The sequence below is a fragment of the Empedobacter sp. UBA3475 genome (assembly GCF_002378465.1).
GTDB classification, from domain to species: Bacteria; Bacteroidota; Bacteroidia; order Flavobacteriales; family Weeksellaceae; genus Empedobacter; species Empedobacter falsenii_B.
In genome coordinates this window covers 77,393-103,089 of sequence record NZ_DFRA01000033.1, presented here as the reverse complement: position 1 = coordinate 103,089, position 25,697 = coordinate 77,393, and the positions used below count along the sequence as shown (strand labels likewise).

Below are 25,697 nucleotides of genomic sequence, written 5' to 3'. Positions count from 1 at the left end.
TGAATTTACAATGAAAAAGATAAAATTATTACTAGTAGTTATTGGATTATCATCATTTTCGTTATCATCATGTAATGATGATTATTTAGATGTTGTTCCGACATCCTCAGTAAGTGATCAAACAATTTATTCTACAGCAGATAACTTAATGGCTGCAATAAATGGAATGCATAGAAATATGTATGTTAGACAAAATGAATCTCAAGGTAATAATGGTTATACAGCACAACTGATTATTACAGATGTAATGGGAGAAGATGTTGTATTTCCTTCTACTGGAAATGGCTGGTTTGTAAGTGAATTAAGATGGATTTCTCAAAGCAACAATTCTTCTACAACTTCATCTTATCCTTGGACATTTTGGTACGAAATGATCAAAAATGCTAATAACATTATTACATACGGAGATGATGCATCGGGAGATCAGGATATAAAAGATCAAGCTATTGGAGAAGCCTATGCTTACCGTGCATTTGGATATTTTCAATTAGTTCAGTTGTATGGTAAAAGATATGTAGCAGGTGCCGCAAATTCTGATTTAGGAGTTGTTTTAAGAGATGATCCAAAAGATGTTGATCCAAAAACGCGTGCAACTGTACAAGAAGTTTATACTGAAATTTGGAATGATTTAGCCAAAGCAGAAACTTATTTAACAGGAAAAAAAGCGTCTAATGCTTCACATTTTTCGATCGAAAATGTAAAAGGTATTATGGCAAGAGTTGCTTTGGTTCAGCAAGATTATGCAAAAGCTGCTGAATATGCTAACGAGGTAAAATCACAATTTTCGTTAATGTCACAAACGCAATACAAAGCTGGGTTTAATGATTATTCAAATCCAGAATGGATGTGGGGCGTAACAATTCAAGAAGATCAATCCGACTATTTCGGAAATTTCCATGCTTATATGTCTCGAAATTACAATTCATCTCAAATTCGTACTGCTCCAAAAGTGATGAATACCAATTTGTACAATGCTTTTCCAACAACAGATGTTCGTACGCAAGTTGTGGATCCGACAGGAAAGCATACAAGTTTAGATTTACCGTCTAACTATTCACTATTTGCATATACATCTCAAAAATTTTTAGCACAAAGTACATCAAGTTCTTTAGGAGATGTACCGTTTATGCGTGTGGCAGAAATGTATTTGATAGAAGCAGAAGCGTTATATAAATTAGGAAAAGAAACAGAATCTAAAGCAGTATTAACAACTTTAGAAAAAGCAAGGGATACATCTTTCACAGGATTTACAACTTCTGGGGATGCATATTATCAACAGATTTTACTGAATAGACGAATCGAATTATGGGGAGAAGGATTTAGATTCTTCGATTTAAAACGATTAGGTCAAAAATTAGATCGTACAGGAGCAAATCACAATGCAACTGTTATTAACAACGTTTATACAATAGAGCCAACAGATTTAAAATGGCAATGGATAATTCCTGTCGCTGAAATCAATTCGAATCCGTTGTGTGAACAGAATCCATCGTGATAACATTTTTTATATATATCTTCTCCTCATAGAGAAATATAACATTTTTAGAGGTTTTCCATTTGGAAAGCCTCGATTTTATTTAAAAAAAAATTATGTATACTAAAATATAGTAAACAAAAAAAAACTCAAGTGATTCACTTGAGGTTTTGTTATTTTTCTGCTTCTATAACGTTATTTAAGCTATTCTTTTGATTTTTTTGACGCTCTTTTTCTTCGTCCGATAATTTATCTTCAAGATTTTTTTTCACATCATTCAGCATTTCTTTGAATTTTTCGGGCTGCATCATATAATATTTGTAGCTCTCCGAAAACTGATGAAATGTGATATCATAACTTTTCATAATATCTACCGCATCTTTTGCTAAATCTATACTTTGATCTTGGTGTTGAGTAGGAAACATTTGTATTCCTTGCTGACTAATATATAAATCAGTAAGAATATCAATCATTTCAGATTTACTGATAAGATCTTTTGGTTTGTCGTAATTTTTTGGTGCACAACTAAAAATACTCAAAAAAATCAGTGATAAGAAGATCAAGTTTTTCATAATTTGCCAAATATTTTTCTTAATCGTAACGAAATTACACCAAAAACGGCTTCTCCAATAATATCAGAACTAATTTTTGATTCGCCTAAAGTTCTGTCCGTAAAAATAATCGGAACTTCTTTTAGCTTAAACTTCTTAATCCACGTTTTATACTTCATTTCAATCTGAAAACCATAACCTTTGAATTGTATTTTATCCAAATCCAAAGATTTCAACACGTTTGCTCTATAACCAACAAACCCTGCTGTAGCATCATGAACAGGTAGTCGCGTGATGATGCTCACATATTTCGACGCAAAATATGACAATAAAACTCTGTTCATTGGCCAATTCACAACATTTACACCGTTAGAATAGCGTGAGCCAATTGCTAAATCGGCACCATCTGCTAAGGCTTGGTATAAGCGAGGTAAATCATTTGGATTGTGTGAAAAATCGGCATCCATTTCGAAAATATATTCGTAATTATTTGCCAAAGCCCACTTAAATCCATGTACATAAGCGCGTCCTAAACCATCTTTTGTGGTACGAATTTCTAAATGCAAACGTCCATTAAATTCAGGAATCAAGCGTTTTACAATATCATTTGTTCCGTCTGGAGAACTGTCGTCAACAATAAGCACATCAAATGCTCCGTCAACAGCCAAAGCTGCACGAATAATGGCTTCTATGTTTTCTTTTTCGTTGTAGGTCGGGATAATAACTAATTTGTCCGACATAAATATTATTTTGTGGGCATAAAGATAGTTATAAGATTGTTAGTCTTTTGTATTTTTGAAAAAATTATGAAAACAAACGATTTAATCTCGATAGGAAAAAATACACTTGGCAATGATACTGTTCTTATTGCTTTGACGGTGTGTTTGTTATTGGTTTGTGCAGCAAAATACTTGTTTGCTAAAAATTTCAAAACGCTAGATAACAAAACCGAATACATGAGTTTTACGGATGATAATACGACATTATTTAGTTTTATTGTCAATGGTGTGACGGTTTTGTTGATAAGTTTGTTGTTGGTTTCTTATTTTGATATCACGTATAATCATATTCCAAATTTTAAGTTTTATTATCTTTCTCGTGTCGGAATTACCTTTGGTGTAATCAGTTTGATTATGCTTTTTAGGTTGATGATTGAGGTGGTTTTTTATCGTGTTTTCTACGAATCTAGTTCTGTTTCATATTTTATGAAAAGTTCGAGTTTTGTCAATGCAAAAAATGTTTTACTCTTACTTATTATTTGTTTTTTGTTTTTTTATACACAAATTAACAAAGATTACTTGATGGTGATTGGCTTTATTTTGTTGTTTTTGAATAGAATATTCGAAATTTATCATATATACGCAAAACAAATAAGTGACAATAAATCAGTTTGGTATTATAATATTTTGTACCTTTGCACCCTAGAAATTTTACCTATAATGGTATTAGCAAAACTATTAATTGTAGGTAAAGTAATCTAAAATTACTATGAAAGTTAAATCAATATTAGTATCTCAACCTAAGCCTCAGGCAGAAAACTCGCCATACTACGAGATTGAAAAAAGAAATAAAATCAAAATTGATTTTAGACCATTTATCCAAGTTGTCGGAATAGACGCTAAAGAAGTAAGACAACAAAAAATTGACTTTAGCAAAGTGACTGCTGTAATTTTTACAAGTAGAAACGCTATTGATCATTTTTTCCGTTTAGCAGAAGAAATGCGCTTTACTGTTCCTGACTCTATGAAATATTTTTGCGAATCAGAAGCAATTGCATTCTATTTACAGAAATACATTGTTTACAGAAAACGTAAAATTTATATTGGAGAAAAAGTTTTTGCGGATATGGTGCCTTTATTTAAAAAGCACAAAGACGAAAACTTTTTATTACCAGCATCTGATGTTTTAAAACTAAATGTTCCTACTTTACTAGATAGTTTAGGATTAACTTGGCAAAAAGCAACTTTGTTTAGAACTGTATCGAGTGATTTATCTGATTTGTCTGATGTAAAATACGATATTTTAGTATTTTTTACACCTTCAGGAATCAAATCATTATTCGAAAATTTCCCAGATTTCGTGCAAGAAAATACAAGAATTGCCGTTTTCGGAAAATCGACAGTAGATCAAGCAAAAGAGATGGGATTACGTGTAGACATTGAGGTGCCAACACCACAAACGCCTTCAATGACAATGGCGTTAGATAAATACGTGAAAGAAGCAAATAAATCAAAATAATATTCGCTTTACCCTTCTCTCTAATTAAAAAATATGTAAATTAAAGAGATGGAAAAAAGATGGGAAATAAAAGAACAGCCCAATACTGAAGTTGTTAAGGATTTAAGAGAATCGCTTAACATTTCTGAGGTGCTTGCTATTTTATTAGCCCAACGTGGAATTACGAATTTTGCGCAAGCCAAATCGTATTTTAATCCATCCTTAGACGAATTGCATGATCCTTTTTTGATGAAAGGAATGTCTGATGCGGTTTCACGTATCAAAAATGCAATTGATGACGAAGAAAATATCTTAATATTTGGAGACTACGATGTAGATGGAACGACAGCCGTAACTTTGTTTTACGAATTTCTGACTTCTATCTACTCGAAAGTCTTTTTTTATATTCCAGACCGAAATAATGAAGGTTATGGAATCTCTCAACAAAGTATAGAATTCGCTGTACAAAACAATATTTCACTTGTAATTGCTTTAGATTGTGGAATAAAAGCACATGAAGAAATAAAATATGCCCAATCAAAAGGCATCGATTATATTATTTGTGATCACCATTTACCAGATCGTTCTGTGCCAAAAGCGTACGCCGTTTTAGATCCGAAACAAAAAGGTTGTCGTTATCCTTACAAAGATTTGAGTGGTTGTGGCGTTGGGTTTAAATTGGTGCAAGCTTATACAGAGAAATTCAACCTTCCGAAAGAAAATCTTTTGCCACTTTTAGATTTAGTTGCAGTAAGTATTGCGGCTGATATTGTTCCAATTACAGGAGAAAATCGTGTGTTGGCCTATGCTGGCTTGAAACGATTAAATTCAGATCCTCGTTTGGCTTTTCAGCAATTAATTCCGACTAATATTAAAAATAATGTCAATATTTCTAATGTTGTTTTTTCTATTGCACCAAAAATTAATGCTGCAGGTCGTATAAAACATGGTTCGGAAGCGGTTCGTTTTATGTTGAGTACAGATGAAGAGGATTGCCGTAAATATTTGAATGATATTAATTCATTAAATAACGAACGCAAAACCTTGGATCTTGATATGACGCATGATGCACTCTTTCAATTGGATCAAATCAATACCAAAGAAAAATATTCGACCATTGTTTACGATGCGTCTTGGAATAAAGGTGTAATCGGAATTGTAGCTTCTCGTTTGGTCGATTTGTATTATAAACCAACCATTGTTTGCACGAAGAATAATGAAGGTGAAATTGTAGGTTCAGCCCGTTCTATTCAAGAGTTTGACATACATTCGGCAATCGAGAAAAACAAAGATTTGTTAACACAGTTTGGTGGACATATGGCTGCTGCTGGTTTAGCAATGAAAGAAGAAAATTTCGAAGAATTCAAGATTAGATTTGATCAAACAGTGAAAGAAATGTCGAATGGAAAACATTTTACGCCATCAATTTTGATCGATAAAGAAATTTCTTTTAATGATATGACGCGTTCTTTCTTGGAATCGGTGATGCGAATGGCGCCTTTTGGACCAGATAATATGAATCCAGTTTTTATTTCGAAGGATTTATTAGCAACCGATTTCCGATTAGTTGGTAAAGAACACGCGCGTTTGTACGTACATCAGCGAGATACACGTATTACGTTTCCTGCAATTGGTTTCAAATTAGGGAAATTTGGACCAAAATTAGAGAAAGGACAATCGTTTGATATGGTATACACAATCGGAATGAATTATTGGCAAGGAAAAGGAACTTGGCAATTGAATATCAAAGATATTCGTTTCAACGATTAATGATTTCCTTCTACAACTAAAACCATTTCACCTTTCAAATTTCTTTTTTCGGCTATTTCGGCTAATTCAGTTAATGTTCCGCGTAAAGTTTCCTCAAATTTTTTCGAGATTTCACGAGATAAACTTGCTTTGCGTTCAGCTCCAAAAGCTTCGGCTAAATCTTTTAAAGTGCGTCCAATTTTATGTGGAGATTCGTAGAAAATCATCGTTTTCTTTTCTTCTAATAATGAATCTAATTTCGATTTTCGACCTTTTTTTACAGGTAAAAATCCAACAAAAGTAAATTCGTTATTTGGTAATCCAGAAACAACTAATGCAGGAACAAAAGCTGTTGCACCTGGTAAACATTCTATTACAATATTATTTACCACACATTCTTTTGCTAACAAATAACCTGGGTCAGAAATACCTGGAGTTCCAGCATCTGTAATAATTGAAATGATTTGACCATCTTTTAACTGACGAATGATATCCTCAGTTGCTTGATGCTCATTGTGCATATGATAGCTACGCATTGGAGTAGAAATTTCGAAATGTTTCAGTAAAATACCACTATTTCGCGTGTCTTCTGCCAAAATCACATCTGATTCTTTTAGCACATCAACCGCTCTAAATGTCATATCTCCCAAATTTCCGATTGGCGTCGGAACCAAATATAATTTTCCACTCATGCGACAAAGTTAAGAAGAATTGTTTTGAGATAAAATTTATCTATCTTTAATGTATAACTCTAATTTCATTATGATGAAAAACTACCGATTTCTTGGATTTATAATTCTCCTTTTTATGTTAAATAGCTGTTTGATGGTGAAATTGCCTGAAACTAAGACAGAAATAATAGTTGTGAAAGACTTTGGTAAATCTTGTTTAAATTATGATGAAGAAGATTATTTAGCTGAAAAAACTCGAAAGTCAAAAAAGAATTTCACGACTTCTCTTTATACAGTAAAAGGCTGTAAAGATTTATACGTTTTAGATGATAGTAAATTTGATTTTAGATCGTTTTATGATAATCAAAAATTATTTATAAATCATCAAGCAATAGTTTACTTTAGAGAATATAATTTTAAAGGAAAACCGATAAAAGTCGTGTATAAAATAAAGCCAGCTATTTAGCTGGCTTCTTATATTATTTCAAAATATCTGCTAAATCTGCAATATCTTCAGCCGAAACTTTGTCCAAAATTTTGTCTAAATCTGTTCTTGGAATATCTAATTTAGAATCGATAACCAATACATTTCGCAAACCGTTAATTCCAAAAATCATTTTCTTAACTCGTCCGCCATCTTCTTGTAATGAAATGTTCAAACGGCTATCTTTCGCTTTGAATTTTACCAAGTTCTCATATTTTTCACCACGCATAGAAGATTGCAAATCATTCATAATTCTTTTTTGTTTTCCTTGCCCTGCATCTGAAACAACAAAAACTTTAGCCGATTTTAAATAATTAAATAAATCTGTACCACCAGCTTTTCCAGCTAATTTCAACGCAAAAGAAGGTAAAGGAATTACAGTAGATTGATTATCATATTTTGTGTAGAATTCTTGCATGTTGCTTGTTGTTCCGCAAGATTGCAACGTTAACAATACTGCTATAAAAGATAAACCGATTATTTTTTTCATTGTTGTTGTGTTTTATAAATTAGAGAAAGCTATAACAACTCTCGTACCGAAAATTATTAATTTTTAGGATTGTTGAATTTTTAGGTAAGAAAAAAGCATTTCTAATATTGATGAATCATCTAAACCAACCATTTTTTCTAATTCAGAAATCGAAGCATGTTCGATAAATTCGTCCGGATATCCATTAATTGTGATATTTCCTTTGTAATGAATAGAGTTTAAAAACTCTAAAATTCCACTTCCGAAACCACCTTTTTTTATTCCATCTTCAAAAGTTAGAATGGTAGAATATTTTAATGAAATAGCTTTTAAGCGAGATTCATCCAAAGGTTTGATAAATGGAAAATCAATCAAAGCAACTTTATCTTGAAGATGATTTTGAATGATAATTTCTTCAATTCGAGAACTAATTAATCCAGTCGAAAGAATTGCTAGTTGATTTCCTTCAAAAATAATTTCAGATTGACCAATTTCTATTTTTTTGACTTTAAAATTGCTTGTTTGAATATTATTTTTTGGATAACGAATTGCAAAAGGTTGAGTTGTAAACTGCGCTGTGTACAATAGATTTTTGAAATCTTTTTCGTTTCGAGGCGAAGACACAATCATATTCGGAATTTCGCGCAAATAAGCAATGTCAAAATAACCATGATGCGTCGCGCCGTCTGTACCAACGAATCCTGCACGATCAATACAAAATACAACAGGCAGATTCTGTAACGCTACATCGTGAATGACTTGGTCGTACGCACGTTGTAAAAATGTCGAATAAATCACACAATACGGAATGGTATTTTGCGTCGCCAGACCAGCAGCAAAAGTTACTGCATGTTGTTCTGCAATTCCAACATCAAAAACACGTTCGGGGAAATCTTGATGACACTTTACCAAATTACTTCCTGTTAACATTGCAGGCGTTATCGCAACGATTTGTGAATTTTCTTCAAGTAATTGATGCATGGTTTCACCAAAAACATCTTGATACGATTTTTCTTTTTTCTTCGATTTTATTTCGCCCGTTTCTTTATCAAACAAACCTGGAGCATGCCATTTTACTTGATCGATTTCGGCTTGTTCGTAACCTTTTCCTTTTATTGTTTTGATGTGTAAAACTTTCGGACCTTTGATTGAATCAGTTTTATTGAAAGCATTCAATAATTCATCAAAATTGTGTCCATCAATTGTTCCAATAAAATTTAAACCGAAATTGCTAAAGAGATTTTCGGATTGATTTTCTAATGATTTAAAATGTTTTTTCAAACCACCAACCGAAGGATCAATTCCGATATCATTATCATTCAAAATCACTAAAACATCCAAATCTGTCGATCCAAGATGATTTAATGCTTCTAAACTCATTCCAGAAGTAATCGATGCATCACCAATAATTGCAATGTGTTTTCTATTGATTTGATTAATTTTATCCGCAGTTGCCATCCCAACAATTGCTGAAATAGAGGTAGAAGAATGTCCCGTTCCAAATGTATCAAACTCACTTTCTATACGTGTAGGAAAACCGGAAATACCATCTTTTTGACGAAGTGAATCGAAAATTTTTTGACGACCTGTCAAAATTTTATGAGGATAACATTGATGACCTACATCCCAAATCAACAAATCTTTTGGTGTATTGTAGTGATAATGTAGTGCAATCGTTAATTCAATCACACCCAAACTAGCACCTAAATGTCCTGGTTTTACACTCAAAGTATCCAAAATAAACTCGCGCATCTCGTGAGCTAAAGCAGTTAATTGAGACGCTTCAAAAGTCCTAAGTTCCTTAGGATGATTGATTTTTGAAAGTAGATTATCCATTATTCTTTTACAAAAATACATTTTTCTGAGGAATTTTCCGTACCTTTGCATGTTACAAAATTTAATGTAACATGTTCCAAATAGGAAAAACCCTTGTATCTGAAGAACTACTAAATGAAGATTTTGTTTGTAATCTGAACAAATGTAAAGGGATTTGTTGTGTAGAAGGTGACGCAGGAGCGCCTTTGAATGATGACGAACTAACTGTATTAGACGATATTTATGAAGATGTAAAACCTTATTTGCGTCCCGAAGGAATTGCGGTGATTGAGCAAGAAGGTAAGTACACAATGGATACTGATGGCGATTGGGTAACTCCATTAGTCAATAATCGCGAATGTGCCTATTTAGTTTTCGAAGAAAATGGTTTTTCAAAATGCGGTATTGAAAAAGCATACGAAGATGGAAAGGTCGATTACAAAAAACCAATTTCTTGTCATTTGTATCCAGTTCGTGTTAAGGAATATTCAAATTTCACTTCTGTTAACTATGATGTATGGGATATCTGCTCGGATGCTTGTACCTTAGGAAAAGAATTGAAAGTGAATGTTGCAACATTTGCAAAAGATTCGTTAGTCCGAAAATTTGGACAAGAATGGTACGATGAATTAATGGCCATTCAACAAGAATTAAACAACCAAAAAAAGTAAAAAAATTATTATGTCAATAACAAGAGCAAGAAGATCTACTGACGCTATTGAAAGATTATATATCTCTATGCGTCATTTATTTCATAGAGGAGTGTACCGTCCATCTGGTGCGCCTGGAAAAATATTAAGAAATTTATTATTCGAAATTAATCCAGAAATCTACGGATCAATGACAGATCCAAACAAAGTAGAATTAAGCGGATTAATGTACGTTTTAGATCGTTTACCAGAAGGAATCGTAGAAACACCTTATGTGTCTTTTACATCTGACGAAGGCTATGATCGTTCTATTTTCACACCAATTATTCCTGCAAAACGTCGTCGTTTTTGCTATAGAATTGATGATGATCAAATGAATATCGAGATTTCTCGCGGTCGTTCTGATATCTATGATGTGTTGACGCACTTAACGTTTTTATACAATGAGGCGGATAAAATCAGAAATAGAGCATTCAGTAATGAAACACTTTCTAAAAGTAGAGCGTGGGAATTTATTGAAAATGTTGTATTCAATGAAGTTGAAATTTCTCGAAAAGAACGTGAAGTTGCTTTGATGCATTTATCGACTATTTTAGGAAGAACGTTTGAAGAAACACAAGAAATTCATCATTATTTCAGTAAAGCAGACGACAAAGATTATTTTTTCCGTGTAGTTTATTGGATGGGTTACACAAGTCAACAAGATCGTATCGGAACTAAGAAACGTGAAATTACATTTACATCAACTTTACGTGAATCGATTGGTCATCATATGATTGGAGAAAAATGGGCGAATGAAATCAAACGTGTATTATTCGAAAATAATCTTCAAGATAAAAACATTCACATCATTTCTGCTAATATGCACAGTGTGTCTAACATGTTGTATGCGTATGATGGATTGAAAAGAAAATATAAAAATGATGGAGTAGAAATTTACGAAGATTTGAGTGCAGCAAACAACAAAATGTTGCGCGATTCGTTAAATGATTACACACAACAGAATGGTTTAGTTTACATCAAAGATCAATCAGGAACAAATATCGATGTTCAAATTATTGATTTATCTAAAGTAAACATTGCTAATTCTGCATTTTCTTATGCAAAAGATAAGAACAATGAGGTGATTATTGTGATGGATTATGCTTTTGGTGAGCAAGCATTCGAGGCGATGGATGAATTGTTGAAACCATACAAAGTTGGAGATGTAAAATTCAAAATGAATGTAAAATCTGTTGCGATTATGGGTAAAGCTGGAATTTTAGAAGGAAATAAAGGTGATATTATGATTGCTACAGCACATGTTTTCGAAGGAACTACAGATAATTATGTTTTTGATAACGAATTAACTGCTGCTGATTTCGAAGGTCAAGGTTTAGGTGTTTACGAAGGACCAATGATTTCAGTTTTAGGAACATCATTACAAAATAAAGACGTTTTAGAATATTTCAAAAATTCGTCTTTCCAAGCAATTGGATTAGAAATGGAAGGAGCGCATTACCAAAAAGCAATTCAGGTTGCATCAAAAATTAGACATCACATCGATAAAGATGTTAAAGTAATGTATGCATATTACGCTTCAGATAATCCTCTAGAAACAGGAAGTACATTGGCTTCTGGTGGTTTAGGATTAACAGGTGTAAAACCAACATATCTAATCACACAAAAGATATTAGAAAAAATTATTAAATAAATTCAATGAAGAATTTTTCCATTTTAGGCTACGGTCATATTGGACGTGTACATCAACAAGCAATAGAGGAAACGGAAAACGCACAATTAATTTCGGTGATTGATTTCAATTTACCAGAAGATTTACCTTTCAAAGGTTATTCAACACTTGAAAGTTTTCTGAACGAAGATCAAGAAACTGATGTTGTTGTGATTGCTACGCCAAATGGTTTGCACCGCGAACATGCGATTCGTTGTTTAAAAGCGGGAAAAAATGTTTTGATTGAAAAACCAATTGCATTAACTGTAGAAGATATTACTGAAATACTGAAAGTTGCTGACGAAAAGAAACTTAGAGTTTTTACGTCGATGCAGCTTCGTTTTTCTCCAGTTGTGCAATATGTAAAGAATTTGATAGATAATAATTCATTAGGGAAAATTTTCATGGTGAATATTAATTGCTATTGGAATCGTAACAAGAATTATTACAAGTTGCGTGAATGGCACGGAAACCAAGAAATGGATGGAGGTGTTTTATTTACTCAATTTTCGCATTTTGTTGATATCATGAATTTTTGGTTTGATGAGGTAATTTGTACAAATTCAAAAAGTTTCAATTTTACGCATCAAGAAGTGACAGAATTTGATGATTCGGGTTGTGTTGATTTTACTGCCGATGGAGCAATCGGACATATGATTTATACAACGTCAGTTTTCAATAAAAATTTCGAAAGTAATATCACGCTTATTGCTGAAAAAGGAACAATAAAGATTGGAGATCAATATCTTAATCAAATGATTTATTCTGATTTAAAAAATGTGTGTTGTTCAAACAAAATTTCTACTGAACAAAAGAATTTTCATCCTAACGCCATTGCCGAAATTTCTGACGCGTTAATCCGTCATAATGAATCTTTGTTAGATGGAAAATATGCTGTAAATTTAGTCAAGTTTATTTCGGATGCGAATCATTTGGCAACAGAAAATAAGCAAGAACTTAAAATAGAAAACTATGAAATTTCACACTCGTAAATGGGTAAAACCAGAAGATCTTAACCCAAACAAAACACTTTTTGGAGGAAAGCTTTTGGCTTGGATTGATGAAGAAGCGGCGTTGTATAGCATTGTGCAATTAGAAAATTCGCATGTTGTGACCAAATATATGTCGGAAATCAACTTTATGGCTTCGGCTCGTGAAGGTGATATTGTAGAAATTGGAATTGAAGTGGTGAAATTTGGAACAACTTCATTGGTTTTACAATGCGAAGTACGTAACAAAATGACGCATGAAACCATTATTACAGTCGATCGAATTACGATGGTAAATTTAGATGCAGAAGGAAAACCAAAACCACACGGGAAAACACAAATAGAATATGTGGTGGATCGTTTAGCTGGAAAAGGTTAAAAAATTATATCAATAAAAAAGTCGAAACATTGTTTCGACTTTTTTATTTTATTCTGTAATAAACAACGATTTTAATTCGTGTGCATCAGCAGGATTCATTCTGCCAGCCAAAATCAAACTTAATTGTTTACGACGCAAAGCAGCTTCATAACGCTCGATTTCTTGTTCAGATTCTGGAATTAATTCAGGGACTTGAACAGGTTTATTATCATTATCAACGGCTACAAATGTATAAATACCGCTATTTGTTTGGTTATAAACACAATTTTCGTAATCGTAAACATAGACATCAACATACACTTCCATCGATGATTTGAATGCGCGAGTTACTTTAGATTCTAACTTCACTGTACTTCCCATCGGAATCGGAATGTTAAACGCAACGTGATTGACACTTGCTGTTACAACCAAAAAACTTCCACCATGCATTTTCGCAGAAATAGAAGAAATTCTGTCCATAGAAGCCAATAATTCGCCTCCGAACATGTTTCCTAAGTTGTTGGTTTCATTCGGTAAAACCAAGTTTGTCATTACTGCTAACGACTCTTTTGCTGTTTTTGCTTTCGCCATAAACTTTTGTTTGTTGGGTGCAAATTTCAACAAAATATTCGAGTTTTGAAACAGTTATTATCGTTGTGTTAAGTATTTGTAATTGAGTTTTTTATTAAATCAATAAAATTTTATAGTTAAAAAATGTTAATATAGATTATTGTATTATTTCAAGTCTTACATTTGAACAGAATTATGAAAATGTTTATCACATACTTGCTGTCTGCTTTATTTCTGCTATTTTTTGCGGAAACTAAAGTGTTTGCGGGTACTCAACATTTTCAAGGAAATTTAACTTCGCAGACAGTTGTTAACGATAATACACATATTTATCACGCAAGTAAAATTGTTGAAACTAAATTTTCTAAAACTTCAAATTCAAATCAATTTCAAGAATTTAATCCAAGTATCGAAACGATTGATGATGATTTTCAGACATCAAACAAAATCGATTTAGAAACTTGTATCAAACTATTAAGTGTTGTTCTGGTTTTAAACTTTATGATTCAAGGTTTAAGAAAGAAGCACATCTTCTACAATAAAACCATCAAATTTTCGAGTTGTAAGTACATTTTGTTACGTACAATCAGAATTTGATTGATTTCTTAAATTTTTAAAATTACACCAAAAATTAGTGTTCAGTTCATGAATAGCTGAATGTTAACCAATTTTTGTATGTAATATTTTTTGGTAAAACTACTTCTGCCAAGAAATCCATTTCATCAAATTTTACATTTAATAGTTAGAAGAATTATGAAAAGAGTCGCATTATTTGTAGCTCTAAGTACTGTATTGTTGACAACAAGTTGTTCATCAAAAAAACAGGAAAAAGAAGAAGTGAAAGATTATCCAATCACAACGCCAATCAAAATGGATACGATTGTAGATAAGGATTATGTAGCCCAAATTCAATCGGTACGAAACATCGAAATTCGTGCGCAAGAAAAAGGTTATTTGCAAAAAGTTTTTGTGGATGAAGGTCAACATGTACAAGCTGGTCAATTGTTGTTTCGCATTATGCCTTCGATGTATCAAGCCGAATATTTAAAATCGAAAGCTGAGGTAAAAGAGGCACAAATTGAATTACAAAATTCAGCAACTTTGGCTGATAATAATGTCGTTTCTAAGAACGAAAAAGCCATTGCGCAAGCACGATTAGAAAAATCGAAAGCAGAAATGCAATTGGCTCAATTACATTTATCATTTACAGATATTCGTGCACCATTTTCTGGTGTTATTGATAGAATTCCTATGAAATTGGGAAGCTTGATTGACGAAGGAATGTTATTAACAAATTTATCTGATAACTCATCAATGTTTGCTTATTTCAACGTTTCTGAACCTGAATATTTAGATTATCAAACAAATATTCAAGATAGAGCGAATAAACAAGTTTCGTTGATTATGGCGAATAATAAACCTTTACCAGAAAAAGGTTTGGTAGAAACGATAGAAGGAGAATTTAACAACGAAACAGGAAATATTGCGTTTCGTGCACGTTTTGCAAATCCAAATCATCTGTTAAGAAATGGTGAAACAGGGAAAGTAAAAATGACAGTTCCGTTACATGATGCTTTATTAATTCCACAAAAAGCAACCTACGAAATTCAAGATAAAACCTATGTTTTTGTAGTAGATAAAAATGGTGTTGTCAAATCGAGAAATATCACGATTGGTCTAGAAATGCCTGATGTTTATGTGGTAGAAAGCGGACTTTCGGAGAAAGATAATATTTTGTTAGAGGGTGTTCAGAAAGTGAAAGATGATGATAAAATCAAAACGAAATTTATTGCACCAAGAAAAGTTCTTTCATCGTTGAAATTAAAATCAAACTAATCTAAAAAATTCAAAGTTATGTTTGATAAATTTATTCGAAGACCCGTTCTATCGATTGTCATTTCGTTGATTATAGTTTTCTTAGGAATTCTATCATTAGTCAAATTACCCGTAACGCAGTTCCCTTCAATTTCGCCACCAAAGGTGAATATTACAGCGGAATATCCGGGTGCAAATAATGAATTATTAATCAAATCGGTGGTAATTCCATTAGAACGTGCGCTAAATGGTGTTCCAGGAATGAAATATATTACATCTGATGCTGGGAATGACGGTGAAGCGTCTATTCAAGTGATATTTGATTTAGGAACTGATCCCAATATTGCAGCTGTAAATGTGCAAAACCGTGTTTCTTCGGTTGTCAATAAACTTCCGCCTTTAGTAGTTCGCGAAGGAGTGAAAATTACACGCGAAGAATCAAACATGTTGATGTACATTAACTTGTACAGTAACGATCCAAAAGCTGACCAACAATTTTTATATAATTATGCAGATATCAATATTTTATCTGAGTTGAAACGTATTAATGGAGTTGGAGATGCAGATATTTTAGGAAACCGAGAATATGCAATGCGTGTTTGGTTAAAACCAGATAGAATGCAAGCCTATAATATTTCTGCGGATGATGTGATGAAAGCGTTGGATGAACAAAGTATTGAAGCTTCGCCAGGGAAAACAGGGGAAAGTTCTGGAAAACGTTCAGAAGCTTTTGAATATGTATTAAAATATTCAGGTCGATATAACACAAAAGAACAATATGGAAACATCATTTTAAGAGCAAATCCTGATGGAGAAATCTTACGTTTAAAAGATGTTGCTGATATAGAATTCGGAAGTTCGATGTATGATATTTACTCAACATTGAACGGAAAACCTTCTGCCGCAATTGTGATAAAACAATCGTACGGAAGTAATGCGAGTGAAGTGATTAAAAATATCAAAGCATTAATGGCTGATCTTAAAGAGAATAATTTACCAAAAGGAATGGATTACGAGATTTCATATGACGTTTCGAAATTCTTAGATGCTTCAATGGAAAAAGTGGTACATACACTTTTTGAAGCTTTCGTTTTAGTTGGGATTGTTGTGTTTTTATTCTTAGGTGACTGGCGTTCTACATTGATTCCTGCGTTGGCGGTTCCTGTTTCTTTGGTCGGAACTTTTGCGTTAATGAGTTTCTTTGGAATTACATTAAACTTGATTTCATTATTTGCCTTAGTTATGGCGATTGGAGTTGTCGTCGATGATGCGATTGTGGTGATAGAGGCTGTCCACGCCAAGATGGAAGAGAAAAATCTCTCGCCTTTACGAGCGACGGAAGAAGCGATGCGCGAAATTAGTGGAGCAATTATAGCAATCACATTTGTAATGGCAGCTGTTTTTATTCCAGTTGCGTTTATGTCTGGTCCAGTTGGAATTTTTTATCGTCAATTTTCGATTACGATGGCAACATCAATTATTTTATCAGGAATTGTTGCCTTAACGCTTACACCAGCTTTGTGTGCAATGATTTTGAAAAATAATCATAATCAACCAAGAAAGAAAACGATGCTAAATAAATTTTTGTTGAAGTTTAATAATTTGTTCAACAAAGGTTCTTTTAAATACGAAAAAGTTTTAACCAAAACAGTTAACAAACGAACTGTTACATTCGGAATTTTACTTGCATTTTGCGCTGGAGTTTTCTTTTTGAATAATAGTTTGCCTTCTGGATTTATTCCAAACGAAGACCAAGGAATGTTTTATGCAATTATTCAAACACCTCCAGGTTCTACGTTAGAAAGAACGAATGAAGTTTCTCAAAAATTACAAAAAATAGCGGAAGGAATTGATGGCGTTTCATCAGTTTCATCTTTGGCTGGTTATGAGATTTTGACAGAAGGTACAGGAGCAAACTCTGGAACTTGTTTAATTAACTTGAAAAGTTGGGACGAACGTTCTAAGTCTGCGGAAGAAATCATCAAAGAATTAGAAGAAAAAGCTGGAAATATTAATGGTGCGAATATCGAATATTTTCAACCACCATCTGTTCCTGGATATGGAGCTGCAGGAGGTTTCGAGTTGAGATTATTGGATAAAGCGGGTAGTGGAGATTATCATAAAATGGAAGAAGTGAGCCGTGATTTTATAAAAGAATTAACTCGTCGTCCAGAATTGAGCTCTGTATTCACATTTTATAGTGCTTCCTTTCCTCAATATGTCTTGAAAATTGATAATGATATTGCCGAACAAAAAGGAGTTTCGATCGAAAATGCGATGGATAATTTATCAACATTAGTTGGTTCTAATTACGAAACAAGTTTCATCAAATTTGACCGACCTTATAAAGTGATGGTACAAGCTTCGCCAGAATATCGTGCGCTACCGGAAGATTTATTGAAATTGTATGTGAAAAATGATCAAGGTGAAATGGTTCCATATTCAGCTTTCATGAAAATTGAAAAAGTATATGGTTTATCAGAAATTACGCGTCACAATATGTATAATGCAGCAGAAATTAGTGGTACGCCAGCTTCTGGTTATAGTAGTGGACAAGCGATTGCAGCGATTAATGAAGTAGCTAAGAATACTTTGCCTCGTGGTTTTGGAATTGATTGGGCAGGAATATCGAAAGATGAGGTTTCTCGTGGAAATGAAGCAGTGATTATTTTCGCCATTTGTTTAATTTTCGTTTACATGATTTTAGCAGCACAATACGAAAGTTTTATTTTGCCTTTACCAGTTATCATTTCACTACCAACAGGGATTTTCGGAGCATTTTTCTTCTTGAAATTATTAGGATTAGAAAATAATATTTATGCACAAGTTGCAATGGTGATGTTGATTGGACTTCTCGGTAAAAATGCGGTGTTGATTATTGAGTTTGCAGTACAAAAACATAACGAAGGTTTATCAATTGTAAAATCAGCGATTGAAGGTGCGGGTGTTCGTTTCCGTCCAATTTTGATGACATCATTTGCGTTTATTGCAGGTCTTATTCCGTTGGTTATTGCTTCTGGTCCGGGAGCAGTAGGAAATAGAACAATTGGTACTGCTGCTGCAGGCGGAATGTTGTTCGGAACTATTTTCGGGTTGTTTATTGTACCCGGTTTATATGTTGCGTTTGGCGCTTTGGCGGATAAAATGCAATTGGTGAAATATGAAGATGAAAATCCTTTAACAGAAGAAATCACGGAAGATGAATAAAAATAGTTTAAAAAATATAATTGCAATAAGTCTTTTTGGAACAATGATTTGGAGCTGTAAAGCTCCTGCGGTAAGCAAAGAGATTGAAAATCATCAAGCACCAAAAATTCCAGAAGCTTATCAAAATGTGCAAAATGATGATGCACCAAGTTCTGGGTTGACGCCTTGGAAACAATTTTTTACTGATCCAAATTTGGTCGTTTTGATTGAAGAAGCGTTAAAAAATAACCAAGAATTGATGATTACACTTCAAGAAATTGAGATTTCTAAAAATGAAGTGTTGTACAAAAACGGAAAATTATCGCCAAATGTTTCAGCAAATGCAGGAATTGGAGTTGAGAAAGTTGGTCGTTATACAAGTCAAGGTGCTGGTGATGCTTCGACTGAGATAAAACCCGGGAAAGAAATGCCTGATCCTTTGATGGATTATGCGATTGGATTGAGCGCTGATTGGGAAGTTGATATTTGGAAAAAATTACGTAATTCGAAAGATGCTTCGATTGCGCGATATTTATCAACGGTAGAAGGAAAGAATTTTGTTTTGACAAATTTAATTTCAGAGATCGCATCGTCTTATTATGAATTATTGTCTTTAGATAGTCAATTGGAGTTAATTCATCGAAATATTGAATTGCAAAAAGAATCACTGCGTGTGGTAAAAATTCAAAAGGAAGCTGCTCGTGAAACAGAATTAGCGGTGAAAAAATTTGAAGCAGAATTATTAAAATCTGAAAGTGAAGAGTTTAATATTAAACAAGATATCACAGAAACTGAGAATAGAATTAATGCATTATTGGGTAGATATCCGCAAATGATAAAACGTGATGGTTCGTCTTTTATGGATTTGATTCCGCAAACAATGCATGCAGGAATTCCGTCTGAATTATTATCAAATCGTCCTGATATCAAGCAAGCAGAATTAGAATTAAAAGCTTCTGCTTTAGATGTGAAAGTGGCTCGTGCAGAGTTTTATCCGTCGCTTAATATTTCTGCGGCTTTAGGACTAAATGCGTTTAAACCATCTTATTTGGTAAAAATGCCAGAGTCAATTTTGTATTCATTGGCAGGAGAATTAGCTGCACCTTTGATAAATAAAAGTGCGATAAAAGCGGAGTTTAATACAGCAAATGCTCATCAAATACAAGCATTGTACGAATATGATAAAACAATTTTAAATGCGTATTTAGAAGTGTCAAATCAAATGTCGAAGATTAATAATTTAGAACAAAGTTATTCGTACAAAGATAAACAGGCGAAAGCACTTGTAGAATCTATTGATATTGCGAATCAGTTGTTCAAAAATAATCGAGCAAATTATCTAGAAGTGTTAACAACTCAACGTGATTTATTAGATGCAAAAATGGAATTAATAGAAACAAAAGAAAAACAATTAAGTACAGTTGTCGCTATATACAAAAGTTTAGGTGGTGGCTGGAACTAGTTTTCATATTCATTCTAACAAAGAAATAAGCTGCCTTTTGGGCAGCTTATTTCGATATATATTGTATTGAAAAATGATTTAATTTTCAGTTCTAACCCAAGTTCCAGGAGACTTTTTATTCACATCATTCATATATTTTTGCGCATCTTCTATGTTATTGAAGCTGCTATATGTAACATAATAATAGCGACCTTTTACATAAGAAACTCCAGCATCTTTATAACCTTGTTTTTTCAATTCTCCAACCAAACGATCAGCATCTTCTTGACGTTTTAGCGAAGCCGCAATTACTTGATATTTTTTATTGTTAGATTTTGCAGTTGTTTTAGTTGCAATTTCTTTTTTGTCCTCAACTTTCTTTTCAGCTGTTTTAGGAGCTTCAACTTTCGTTAATTTTTTTGTTTCTGTTTTTACAACTTCTTTTGTCGAAGGTTTTTCCTTTACAATTGCGGTAATTTCCTTTTCAGTCTCATTCAGTTTTGTTTCCTTTACAACTGTAATTTCAACTTTTTTAGGCGTTTCAATTGTATCTGTTTTCGTTACGGTTTCGGCAATTTGATATTCAACCAAAGAAGGCTCAGCAATCGTTTGTGGCATATTATACACATCGTATTGCACTGTAGGTTTTTCAGTTTTGGTTGCGTCATCTTTACCAATCATTGGTAAAACCAAACCGCTCCATTGCTCCGTTACGAATTCTTGCACGGGTTGCGGCGTATTAAAATATAGGAAGCCACCAACAATAATGGGAATTAATGAGGCTGCGGCTAAAAATTTTGACATGTGTTTGTTAGAGGTTTTAGTTTTAGACGAATCTAAAATGTAATTGGCTTGTAAATTTGAAAGACCGTAAGCGGCAATGAAATAATTTTGAGCATTTTCTGGTTTGAAGTCAATTTTTCCAGCGTCATTAAATTGTAATGATCCGATATTTTGTAAGGTTAAAACTTTTCCATATTTCAAATGTTCTTGCCAAAAATAAACTTGTTCATTCAAAAATGTTTGCGCATTTTCAAAAGACATTGGCTCATCTTCTACAATTTTATTCACCAAAACACCATCACTTTTTGTTAAAGTTGTATTGAAAGAAAGCTCTTTTCTTGGTGGAATAAATGTGTTTGTTTGCTCGTCAAACGCCACATTAGCAGTGTTTGAGATAAACGCACCAAAGTTTGGAACGATTACACAATCGTGCTGAAATAATAATTGACTAATATGCTCTTCTAACCTCATACTACGAAATTAACATTTTTTTTAGATTTAGCAAAAAATAAATACTTAAAATTATTCTTAGTTGGTTTAATATTAATAATTTAACAAAATGAAAACCGATTTACCATATATTTTAGCACTTTCTTTCCAGAAAGGAATTGGCGATATCACGGCTCGAAAAATTATTCAATTTTTTGGTTCGGCAGAGGCTGCTTGGAATTGTAAACCAAAAGATTTGATGCAAATTTCGGGAATTGGACAGCAAATAAGCAAAGATTTTGGAAATAAAAAATGGTTAGATTTAGCTTTTAACGAAATAGAATATTGTAAAAATAATCAAATCAATATTTTAACTTTTTATGATGAAGCTTATCCACAATTCTTAAAAGAATGTATTGATGCACCTTTAGTGATTTTTTGCAAAGGAAATTTAGAATTTAATCATCTCAGTAATAAAAAGATTTCGATTGTCGGAACACGAAAAATGACCAATTATGGACGAAATTTTATTACTGAATTAATTGAAGGTTTAGCTGATTTTGATGTTACAATTGTGAGTGGATTGGCGTATGGTTGCGATATTGAAGCACATTCATATGCGCTTAAAAATAATGTTGTAACATGGACGGTAATGGGAACAAATTTTGAACGAATTTATCCTGCAGCTCACAAAAAAATTGCGATTCAAATTTTACAAAAAGGAGGTTGGATTACGGAGCAACCAAGTTTTAAAATTGCTACACCTGAAGCATTTTTACAACGAAATAGGATTATTGCAGGTTTGTCGGATATTACAATTGTGGTAGAGTCTGCTTTTAAAGGAGGAAGTTTGGTGACTGCGAAGTTTGCAAATGAATATAATCGCGAAGTATTTGCTTTACCAGGAAAATCGACGGATGTGTTGAGTATTGGGTGTAATTATTTGATAAAATCTCATCAAGCTTATTTGGTCGAAAATTCGAAAGATATTATTGATTATTTTAACTTCAATTCGAAGAAGAAACCAAAACAAATAGATTTGTTTATTGAGTTTTCTGATGATGAAAATTTAATTGTAAATTATCTAAAAACCAATGGAAAACAACATATTGATAAAATGTCTTTTGACTTAAATTTGAAATCCTACGAATTGATGCCAACTTTATTAGATTTAGAATTGAAACAAATAATTTCTACTCTTCCAGGTAAATTTTATGATTTATTGTAACAAGCAATACAATTTTTAGCAAGTTATTTTGTTATAAATTACAGTATTTTTGTGCATTATGAAGACAAAATTGTTCATTTTCATCACCATGATTTTCACAAGTTTAAACGCTCAAAATGATAAAGTGCGTTGGACTGATCTTTTTTCTTACAATAATGTGAAATTGTTGGAAGAAGTAAATGGTGTGATTTATTGTGGAACTGAAAACGGAATTTTCTTATTCAATCCTCTAAATCCTACAAGTGATTGGATTAAATTAAATAAAACCAATTTTTTGAACAATGTTGGGGTTTCTGCAATGGCTTATGATAAAGATTCCGATTCGTTTTTAGTCGGGTATGAAAATGGAGGTTTAGATTTATTGAAATCTGGAGAATCGACAATGGTTTTGGATATCAAATGGAATGGTTTTTCGGGTGATAAAAAAGTCAATCATATTTTTATAAATGATGGAATTGCGTTTATTTCTGGAGCTTTTGGAATTGTTTCTTTCGACATAAAAGAGGAAGAATTTAAAGAGACAACACGTACAAATTCGACAATTGTAAATGATGCAACAATTTTTGGAAACAAGCTTTATATTTCTACTGATAAAGGTATTTATTTGAGTGAATTGACAACTAAAAAATTAAATAATCCAAATTTTATTAGTTGGGGAAATCCTATTGTTCTAGGAAATATTTCGAATATAGAGTTATTTAATGATGATATTTATTATTCTGAAAACAATAATCTAAAATCTCTTAATGGTTATTTTCAGAGTTATAATTTTATTGAAGATCTAAAATCATCAAACAAACAATTAATCATTGCTCAAAATAATCAAGTTTCTATTTTGAATGGACTAGATTATCCTGTAGCTGATGAAGACGGAAATGCTGTAAATTTCAATACAGGAATTTTTATAAACAACATTTATTATGGAGGTTCTGTAAATCATGGAATTATTAATTTATCTGATCATAAAGAATTTTATCCCGATGGACCTTTCAATAATAAAGCATGGTCTGTAACGACAAAAAGTGGGAAAGTATGGATTGCTCCTGGAGGAATGGGAGATGTTTATAATACTCCAGCTGAAAATGTAGATGGTTTTTCATATTACGATAGTAAAAATTGGAAACATTTTTCTTTCTCAAAAATTAAAGCAAAAGATATAGTACAAGTAGAAGTGAATCCATTAGATGATAATAAATTTGTAGTAGGATCTTATAATTATGATGTTAGAGATGTAGATGGACGACGAGATGTGTTAGAGTTTAATTTAGCAGATAACGATGAGCCAAAAATAATTTTACAAAAAAATGATTTTTCTAGTTCAAGAATAGCAGGTCTTAATTACGATCTTTTAGGAAATCTATATGTTGCAGCTTCTTTTCCTGTAGATAAAGCGGCAGGTGCTGGATATCCTGATTCAAAATTTAATTATTATGCAAGAAGAAAGAATGGAAATACTTCTTGGGAAATTATTGGATCTGAAAAAAATATAGCTTCTACTGCTGTAAAACCTATAGCAGGTAGCCAATATACTTTTTTTCCTAATGCACGTTATGGTGGAATCTCTGTTGTGGATAACTCAAATTTTAAAGAGATTGTAAATATAAAAGTTGCAAATGGAGACTTACCAAGTGATGATGTACATACAGTTTCACTTGATAAAAGTGGAAATCTTTGGATCGGAACAGGGCAAGGTTTAGTTGTGTTGTACGGAGCTGATAATGCTGTAAGTTCTAATAATATAATTGCCGAGCCTGTTGTTATTATTCAAGATGGAATTCCGGAAGCGTTGTTAACTGATGTTGGGATTTACGCTATAAAAGTAGATAACGCAAATAATAAATGGATTGCAACAAATGGGGCAGGAGTTTATTATGTTTCGGATAGTGGAGAAACGACGAAATTACATTTTACGTCTAAAAATTCACCTTTACCTTCGGATGTTGTGTACGATGTTTCGATTGATGAATCGACAGGAAAAGTATATTTTGCAACGGAAAAAGGTGTGGTTTCGTATAACGGAGATGTATCGACAGAAGCGAATAATTTTAACAATGCAATTGCTTATCCTAATCCTTATCGTCCAGAATATAAGGGGAATGTCACGATAAAAAATCTTCCAAATCGTGCGTTGGTTAAGATTACAGATATTGTTGGAAATTTACTTTTTGAGAAAAAAGCAGAAGGAGGAATTGTAGAATGGAACACAAATAATGCAAAAGGAAAGCCAGTAGCTTCTGGAATTTACTTAGTTTTGATGACAAATGCTGATGGTACAGAAACCAAAACATTAAAAATTGCAGTTGTCCGTTAATGAAAATTTTAGAAACCAAAGCCATTGTACTTTCAAGCTTAAAATATGGTGACACGAGTTTAATTATTCGTTGTTATACACAAGATTTTGGCCTTAAATCATTTATAGCAAAAGGAGTTTTCTCCAAAAAAAAGCGAAATACTTCGTTGTATTTTCCGCTAGCAGAAATAGATTTGAGCTTTCAACCGAAATCAAATGAACAACAATTGGTTTTCTTAAAATCAGCTCAGACGTCGCATTATTATGAATCGTTGCATTTTCATCCCATCAAATCGGCGATTGTTTTTTTCTTAGCTGAAATCCTAAACTTAGTTCTAAAAGAAGAATCAGATAATCCAGAATTATATTTTTACATTGAACATTCGTTAAAAGAATTTGATCAAAAAAAAGATGATTTTGCAGATTTTCATTTGATTTTTTTAATTCAATTATCACATTTTCTTGGTTTTTATCCCAACTTAGAAATTGATGGAAATCTATTCGATTTAGAAAATGGATTTTTCACAAATTCGAATTCATCTATCAATATGTTGAAAGCAGATGAAGCTGTTTTGTTCAAAAAATTGTTAGAATTACACTTTTCCGAAGATTCAAAAAATACATTCAACCAATCGCAACGTTCTCTTTTACTCGAAATTCTAGTGAAGTACTATCAAATTCACACCAATAATTTTAAGAAGCCAAAATCATTACAAGTTTTATACGAATTGTTTAGTTAATCTCCCGAAATAAATTCTAACAAATCTTTAAAACAAAGAATAAATAAAACTCCATATATTTGCTATAGTTAAAAGCA

General features: G+C 32.5%; 23 protein-coding genes. 16 read left to right on the top strand and 7 right to left on the bottom strand.

Translation table 11 applies throughout. The annotated features are described in order from the left end of the window. Nucleotides 1-10 precede the first annotated feature (10 nt). Nucleotides 11-1,495: a RagB/SusD family nutrient uptake outer membrane protein gene (locus B3I31_RS07605; RefSeq protein ID WP_286494932.1), complete on the top strand. Its 1,485-nt coding sequence runs from the start codon at nt 11-13 to the stop codon at nt 1,493-1,495. Nucleotides 1,496-1,647: 152 nt separating this feature from the next. Here B3I31_RS07605 and B3I31_RS07600 read toward each other — a convergent pair whose 3' ends face one another. Together B3I31_RS07600 and B3I31_RS07595 are read right to left on the bottom strand one after the other, a co-directional pair. Next, nucleotides 1,648-2,046 (bottom strand): DUF4296 domain-containing protein, encoded by a 399-nt coding sequence (locus tag B3I31_RS07600; protein WP_291087851.1) that lies wholly within the window; start codon nt 2,044-2,046, stop codon nt 1,648-1,650. Beyond that, nucleotides 2,043-2,765: a polyprenol monophosphomannose synthase gene (locus tag B3I31_RS07595; protein WP_114998203.1), complete on the bottom strand. Its 723-nt coding sequence runs from the start codon at nt 2,763-2,765 to the stop codon at nt 2,043-2,045. Before B3I31_RS07595 ends, B3I31_RS07600 begins: the two co-directional genes overlap by 4 nt. A gap of 66 nt (nt 2,766-2,831) precedes the next feature. Between B3I31_RS07595 and B3I31_RS07590 the strand changes: the two genes are divergently transcribed. The 3 genes from B3I31_RS07590 to recJ are packed head-to-tail and all read left to right on the top strand — an operon-like array spanning nt 2,832 to nt 6,012. Beyond that, nucleotides 2,832-3,506, top strand: a complete 675-nt coding sequence (locus B3I31_RS07590) for a DUF4271 domain-containing protein (protein ID WP_038336743.1) — start codon at nt 2,832-2,834, stop codon at nt 3,504-3,506. 7 nt (nt 3,507-3,513) lie between these two features. Beyond that, the gene (locus B3I31_RS07585; protein ID WP_114998197.1) at nt 3,514-4,263 is read left to right on the top strand and encodes a uroporphyrinogen-III synthase; all 750 of its coding nucleotides are present in this window, start codon (nt 3,514-3,516) and stop codon (nt 4,261-4,263) included. 48 nt (nt 4,264-4,311) lie between these two features. Beyond that, entirely contained in the window at nt 4,312-6,012 is a 1,701-nt protein-coding gene (gene recJ / locus B3I31_RS07580) for a single-stranded-DNA-specific exonuclease RecJ (RefSeq protein ID WP_114998194.1), read from the top strand. On the opposite strand, the gene rsmI is transcribed toward recJ, so the two are convergent. Beyond that, nucleotides 6,009-6,683 carry a 16S rRNA (cytidine(1402)-2'-O)-methyltransferase gene (gene rsmI, locus B3I31_RS07575; protein ID WP_114998191.1) on the bottom strand — a complete coding sequence of 225 codons (675 nt, stop codon included), beginning with the start codon at nt 6,681-6,683 and terminating at the stop codon, nt 6,009-6,011. The two genes, recJ and rsmI, sit on opposite strands and share 4 nt — an antisense overlap. Before the next feature lie 115 nt (nt 6,684-6,798). Between rsmI and B3I31_RS07570 the strand changes: the two genes are divergently transcribed. Further along, complete coding sequence (locus tag B3I31_RS07570) at nt 6,799-7,128, top strand: hypothetical protein (RefSeq protein WP_291087846.1); 330 nt, start codon at nt 6,799-6,801, stop codon at nt 7,126-7,128. A gap of 13 nt (nt 7,129-7,141) precedes the next feature. Here B3I31_RS07570 and B3I31_RS07565 read toward each other — a convergent pair whose 3' ends face one another. Together B3I31_RS07565 and B3I31_RS07560 are read right to left on the bottom strand one after the other, a co-directional pair. Further along, a complete protein-coding gene (locus tag B3I31_RS07565; RefSeq protein ID WP_114998185.1) occupies nt 7,142-7,636 on the bottom strand; it encodes a DUF4252 domain-containing protein in 495 nt (164 codons plus the stop codon). A 63-nt stretch (nt 7,637-7,699) separates the two neighbouring features. Continuing rightward, complete coding sequence (locus B3I31_RS07560) at nt 7,700-9,451, bottom strand: 1-deoxy-D-xylulose-5-phosphate synthase (protein ID WP_291087843.1); 1,752 nt, start codon at nt 9,449-9,451, stop codon at nt 7,700-7,702. 71 nt (nt 9,452-9,522) lie between these two features. Between B3I31_RS07560 and B3I31_RS07555 the strand changes: the two genes are divergently transcribed. From B3I31_RS07555 to B3I31_RS07540, 4 genes are read left to right on the top strand one after another with little or no spacing between them, the layout of a single operon-like run. Then, a complete protein-coding gene (locus tag B3I31_RS07555; protein WP_038336749.1) occupies nt 9,523-10,101 on the top strand; it encodes a DUF3109 family protein in 579 nt (192 codons plus the stop codon). A gap of 10 nt (nt 10,102-10,111) precedes the next feature. Continuing rightward, nucleotides 10,112-11,773 carry a DUF6909 family protein gene (locus tag B3I31_RS07550; RefSeq protein WP_286473826.1) on the top strand — a complete coding sequence of 554 codons (1,662 nt, stop codon included), beginning with the start codon at nt 10,112-10,114 and terminating at the stop codon, nt 11,771-11,773. A gap of 5 nt (nt 11,774-11,778) precedes the next feature. Further along, the gene (locus B3I31_RS07545; RefSeq protein ID WP_219034045.1) at nt 11,779-12,783 is read left to right on the top strand and encodes a Gfo/Idh/MocA family protein; all 1,005 of its coding nucleotides are present in this window, start codon (nt 11,779-11,781) and stop codon (nt 12,781-12,783) included. Beyond that, complete coding sequence (locus B3I31_RS07540) at nt 12,764-13,159, top strand: acyl-CoA thioesterase (protein ID WP_038336752.1); 396 nt, start codon at nt 12,764-12,766, stop codon at nt 13,157-13,159. Before B3I31_RS07545 ends, B3I31_RS07540 begins: the two co-directional genes overlap by 20 nt. Nucleotides 13,160-13,207: 48 nt before the next feature. On the opposite strand, the gene B3I31_RS07535 is transcribed toward B3I31_RS07540, so the two are convergent. Then, nucleotides 13,208-13,729 (bottom strand): acyl-CoA thioesterase, encoded by a 522-nt coding sequence (locus B3I31_RS07535; RefSeq protein WP_219034046.1) that lies wholly within the window; start codon nt 13,727-13,729, stop codon nt 13,208-13,210. A gap of 180 nt (nt 13,730-13,909) precedes the next feature. Between B3I31_RS07535 and B3I31_RS07530 the strand changes: the two genes are divergently transcribed. The 4 genes from B3I31_RS07530 (at nt 13,910) to B3I31_RS07515 (ending at nt 20,171) form a co-directional block, all read left to right on the top strand. Further along, nucleotides 13,910-14,305: a hypothetical protein gene (locus B3I31_RS07530; RefSeq protein WP_125349977.1), complete on the top strand. Its 396-nt coding sequence runs from the start codon at nt 13,910-13,912 to the stop codon at nt 14,303-14,305. Nucleotides 14,306-14,461: 156 nt separating this feature from the next. Then, the gene (locus B3I31_RS07525; RefSeq protein WP_219034048.1) at nt 14,462-15,544 is read left to right on the top strand and encodes an efflux RND transporter periplasmic adaptor subunit; all 1,083 of its coding nucleotides are present in this window, start codon (nt 14,462-14,464) and stop codon (nt 15,542-15,544) included. An 18-nt stretch (nt 15,545-15,562) separates the two neighbouring features. Next, nucleotides 15,563-18,730 (top strand): efflux RND transporter permease subunit, encoded by a 3,168-nt coding sequence (locus B3I31_RS07520; RefSeq protein ID WP_286495287.1) that lies wholly within the window; start codon nt 15,563-15,565, stop codon nt 18,728-18,730. Then, a complete protein-coding gene (locus tag B3I31_RS07515) occupies nt 18,723-20,171 on the top strand; it encodes a TolC family protein (RefSeq protein ID WP_291059769.1) in 1,449 nt (482 codons plus the stop codon). Before B3I31_RS07520 ends, B3I31_RS07515 begins: the two co-directional genes overlap by 8 nt. 78 nt (nt 20,172-20,249) lie before the next feature. Here B3I31_RS07515 and B3I31_RS07510 read toward each other — a convergent pair whose 3' ends face one another. After that, nucleotides 20,250-21,404: an SPOR domain-containing protein gene (locus B3I31_RS07510; RefSeq protein ID WP_291059767.1), complete on the bottom strand. Its 1,155-nt coding sequence runs from the start codon at nt 21,402-21,404 to the stop codon at nt 20,250-20,252. 88 nt (nt 21,405-21,492) lie between these two features. On the opposite strand from B3I31_RS07510, the gene dprA reads away from it, so the two are divergent. Genes dprA through recO form a run of 3 tightly spaced genes read left to right on the top strand, consistent with a single transcriptional unit; the run spans nt 21,493 to nt 25,620 of the window. Then, nucleotides 21,493-22,590: a DNA-processing protein DprA gene (dprA, locus tag B3I31_RS07505; RefSeq protein ID WP_291059765.1), complete on the top strand. Its 1,098-nt coding sequence runs from the start codon at nt 21,493-21,495 to the stop codon at nt 22,588-22,590. A 58-nt stretch (nt 22,591-22,648) separates the two neighbouring features. Further along, nucleotides 22,649-24,901, top strand: coding sequence for a two-component regulator propeller domain-containing protein (locus tag B3I31_RS07500; protein WP_291059763.1), 2,253 nt, complete (start codon nt 22,649-22,651; stop codon nt 24,899-24,901). Further along, the gene (gene recO / locus B3I31_RS07495) at nt 24,901-25,620 is read left to right on the top strand and encodes a DNA repair protein RecO (protein WP_291059761.1); all 720 of its coding nucleotides are present in this window, start codon (nt 24,901-24,903) and stop codon (nt 25,618-25,620) included. The genes B3I31_RS07500 and recO overlap by 1 nt, the downstream gene beginning before the upstream one ends. Nucleotides 25,621-25,697: the final 77 nt, after the last annotated feature.